Origin of the sequence: Mycobacterium innocens (genome assembly GCF_900566055.1) — a bacterium.
Lineage (GTDB): Bacteria > Actinomycetota > Actinomycetes > Mycobacteriales > Mycobacteriaceae > Mycobacterium > Mycobacterium innocens.
The window spans coordinates 1-3,442 of record NZ_UPHQ01000324.1; the positions used below are offsets into that span (position 1 = coordinate 1).

At 66.5% G+C, this 3,442-nt stretch carries 3 protein-coding genes; all 3 read right to left on the reverse strand.

What is annotated here, in order from left to right:
• Nucleotides 1-87: 87 nt before the first annotated feature.
• The 3 genes from EET03_RS29345 to EET03_RS29355 are packed head-to-tail and all read right to left on the reverse strand — an operon-like array spanning nt 88 to nt 3,306.
• On the reverse strand, nt 88-1,107 hold the full coding sequence (locus tag EET03_RS29345; RefSeq protein WP_075542517.1) for a tyrosine-type recombinase/integrase: 1,020 nt from the start codon (nt 1,105-1,107) through the stop codon (nt 88-90).
• A complete protein-coding gene (locus EET03_RS29350) occupies nt 1,094-2,068 on the reverse strand; it encodes a tyrosine-type recombinase/integrase (protein ID WP_075542518.1) in 975 nt (324 codons plus the stop codon). The genes EET03_RS29345 and EET03_RS29350 overlap by 14 nt, the downstream gene beginning before the upstream one ends.
• Nucleotides 2,065-3,306: a tyrosine-type recombinase/integrase gene (locus tag EET03_RS29355; RefSeq protein ID WP_167470746.1), complete on the reverse strand. Its 1,242-nt coding sequence runs from the start codon at nt 3,304-3,306 to the stop codon at nt 2,065-2,067. Before EET03_RS29355 ends, EET03_RS29350 begins: the two co-directional genes overlap by 4 nt.
• Nucleotides 3,307-3,442 lie beyond the last annotated feature (136 nt).

A 3,442-nucleotide genomic window follows, 5' to 3' on the forward strand; every position in this document is an offset into this window, starting at 1 on the left:
TCGCGACTATCCCGAGGATTTGGTTATCCCGAGTGTCCGGCGTTGATGCAGGTCGAAGCCGTCTGTAGTACTGATTCCTCGGGATAACTATTTGAGCCCGGCGAGTTGCAGGATCAGGGCGTCGTCTCCTTTCCAGATCGGAGCGGGTTCGGGTGTGGTGCTGCCTGCCTTCTGGATTGCGTCCCGAACCATCTGATTGTCCGCTGAGGCGTAGATGTTGGTGGTGACGATGTTCGCGTGGCCGAGGAACTCCTTGATGTGGGTCAGCGGCACCCCGGCCCGAAGCATCTGCATGGCGCGGGCATGCCGGAGTTGGTGGGCGTGAATGTGTTCGGGGATCTCGGGGCAGGCCGCACGCGCTGTTGCGGCGTGCTTGTTGAGCAGGTAGGCGACGTTGTCCTGGCTCATCGGGTAGTGCCTCCCGGACCGGATGGTGAAGAACAACAAGGCGTCGACGTCGCGCCGGCCAGGATGAAACAGGTTCAGATATTGGTCGAGGTGGCGGCAGGTCTTGTCCATGATCGGAACCACCCGGGTATTTCGGCCTTTCCCGGTCAGTATCACGCGGCCCGCTCCCGGTGTGGTGACGATGTCGGCGACGGTCAGGTCGAGGACTTCCTGGACGCGTGCGGCGGCGTCGAACATCAGCAGGATCATGGTGGTGTCCCTGACGTTCCGGCTGCCGTTTTGGCCGGGTGCTCGGATCAGCGCGTCGACGGCGGTCATGCTCAACGCATCGGGCGTGCGGGTAGGGGTGCGGGCGGGTCGGGTTTGTTTGACGTCCAGCCAGATTGCGACGAGTGCCGGGTCCTCTCCCGCGCAGTAGCACAGGAACGATTTGATGGCGGCCAGCCGCTGGTTCGCCGAGGACGGGCTGAGGTTGCGGGTGTCGAGTAGCCATGTGGTGAAGGCGGTGATGGTGGCCCGATCGATGACCTCGAAGCTGACCTCGGCCAGCTTCACCTGCCGTGTCTCGGCGAGGTAGGTCAGCAGCGTGTTGATCGCCGTCTTGTAGGAGCGGATGGTGTGCGGGCTGAGCCTGCGCGCACGGGGAAGGTGGACGGTCAGCCAGCTGCGCACCAGGGTGAAGAACTCATCGGCTGCCATGGGACGCCTCCGGCAGGACGGACTCGATGCTGGTGTTGGCCAGTGCGCGCAGGTCGGGGTGAAAGTCGGCGGCGAGATGGAAGTAGTACCAGGTGTCCTCGGTGTTGGCGTGCCCCAGGTGCAGGCTCAGATACGGGACGAGCGCTTCGGGGTCTTGCCCGGCGCGGGCCCACCTGTTGATGATCTCGATGACGTGGGCGTGGCGCAGATCGTAGGGCCGCGGCGGCGACCCTGGGGCGGCCGCGACGGCTGGGTCGGCGGCGTTCAACAGTTCGTGGAACCAGTAGTTGATGCTGGAGTGGTTATAGAACTGTCCCCGCCGGTTCGGGAAGAACGGCACCCGATCCCGGTGATACGCCCGGATCGCGGCGTCGTAGCGCCGGCAGTAGTCGTGCAGGTCGGTGGACATGAAAACTAGCCGGTCGGTGTGGCCTTTGGACTCGCGGATCCGTACGGTGCCGCGCGCCAGGTCGACGTCGTTGCGGTGCAGCCTGCGGGCCTCGCCCGGTCGTAGGCCCAGGCAGTAGATCATCCGGAAGATCACCGGGATGATCAGGTGCCGCCGGCCACCGAATGGGCTGGCCTGGATGCGGTCGGCGGCGTCGAAGATCGCCCGCAGCTGGTTATGGGCGAAGATGTGCGGCCGGTAGCGGACTTGCTTGCCGGGGATGCCGGGCGGGATGACGTACGCGGCCGCGCCGAGGCCCGCCATGTGTTTGGCCAGCTGCCGGACCGGGGTGATCCGCCGCATCTGGCCGTTGACGTGCTCGCCGGGCCGGACTGCGGCCCATGCCATCGCCATCTGGCGGGTCAGCACGTCCTGCCCGGGATAGTCCTGCGCGCACACCGCGTCGAAGGCGCGTAGGTGCCGCTCGGAGGTCTGATAGGGCAGGCCGATCGCGTGTTTGAGTTCGAGCAGGCTGCTGATGGGGGCGGCCAGGCCGCTGATGAACCCGGTCATGACATCGCCGCCGGTTCGATGCCCGTGAAGTCCAGGCAGCAGGCCCGCATGCGTTCCTCGTCCGCGGCGAGATAGTGCTTGGCAGAGTCGATTCCCCGATGCCCCAGAGCGCCGGATATCACCGGCAGCGGTGTGTCGCCTTCGAGCATCCGGGTCGCCAGCGATGCTCGCAGCACGCGAAAGCCGCGGCCCGCGCCGCCCTGTGCAGGGATCCGGGTGCGGGCAAAGGCCCGGGCCGCGACGTGATACAGATCGTCGACGGGTGACAGGGCGGTGAACGGCGCCTGGGTTCGCAGGAACACGTGCTCGTCGGCGGCACCGGCGGGCCTGCCGTGCAACAGGTAGCCGGCGATCGCGTCACCGACATCGGCCAGCAGCGGCAGCGCCAACACCGTCCCGGTCTTGTGCTGGGTCAGGGTGATCTGTCCCTGCCGCCAATCAATATCACCCAGGCGCAGACCCACGATGTCGACGGGGCGCAGACCCGTCCTGGCCGCCAACAGCAGCAACGCCCGGTCGCGAAGCCCTTGCCCCGTGGCCGGATCCGGGGAGTTGACCAGCTGCTCGATCCGATCAACGGCCAGCACCACCACCGACCTGCGACGCCGAGCGAACATCGCTGGTACCGCCGCGGACAGTCCCGCACGGCAGCCGGCATCCTCCAAGAAGCGGCACAGCACCCGCAACGCCGACACCACGGTCCGCATGCTCCCCGCCTGGTAGCGGCTGCCGAGAAACACCACCGCAGCCGATACGTCCGCGCGCGAGAGGCCCTCGATGGCGGACACACCACGCTCGGGCAGCCAGGCCAGCACCGTGCGGGACACCGTCGCATACAGCTCCCGCGTCGCCGCCGCCAGCCTGCGATGATGGAGCCACGCCTCGAACTGCTCCTGAACCGGCCGGAACGCAACGTTCAGCACGTCATTCGGGTGCGACCGGCGCGACTGCCGCCACCGGTACGAACCCGTCACCGCCACCTCGGCCAGCACCAACGCCGACTTGCGCAGCAGCTTGCGTTTCCAATCCTTGATCCGCCCCTGCCGGTGCTCCTCGGCCACAAACCGCAAGAAGGACGCGACGACCTCGTCCGTGACCTCGTCCGCGCCCTCGCGTGAACAGAACGACTCGAACTGCGACCACGCCCACCGGTATTGCCACAACGTCGACGGCGCATGCCCCAGCCCGGCAACCACGTCGTCTGCCCGCCCGACCACCCCGCCCACAGATCCGCTCATTTGCTGCTCCTCTCCAGATACACGACAGAGACGGGCAGCGTAGGCACGCATCGTTATCCCGAGGAATCAGTACTACAGACGGCTTCGACCTGCATCAACGCCGGACACTCGGGATAACCAAATCCTCGGGATAGTC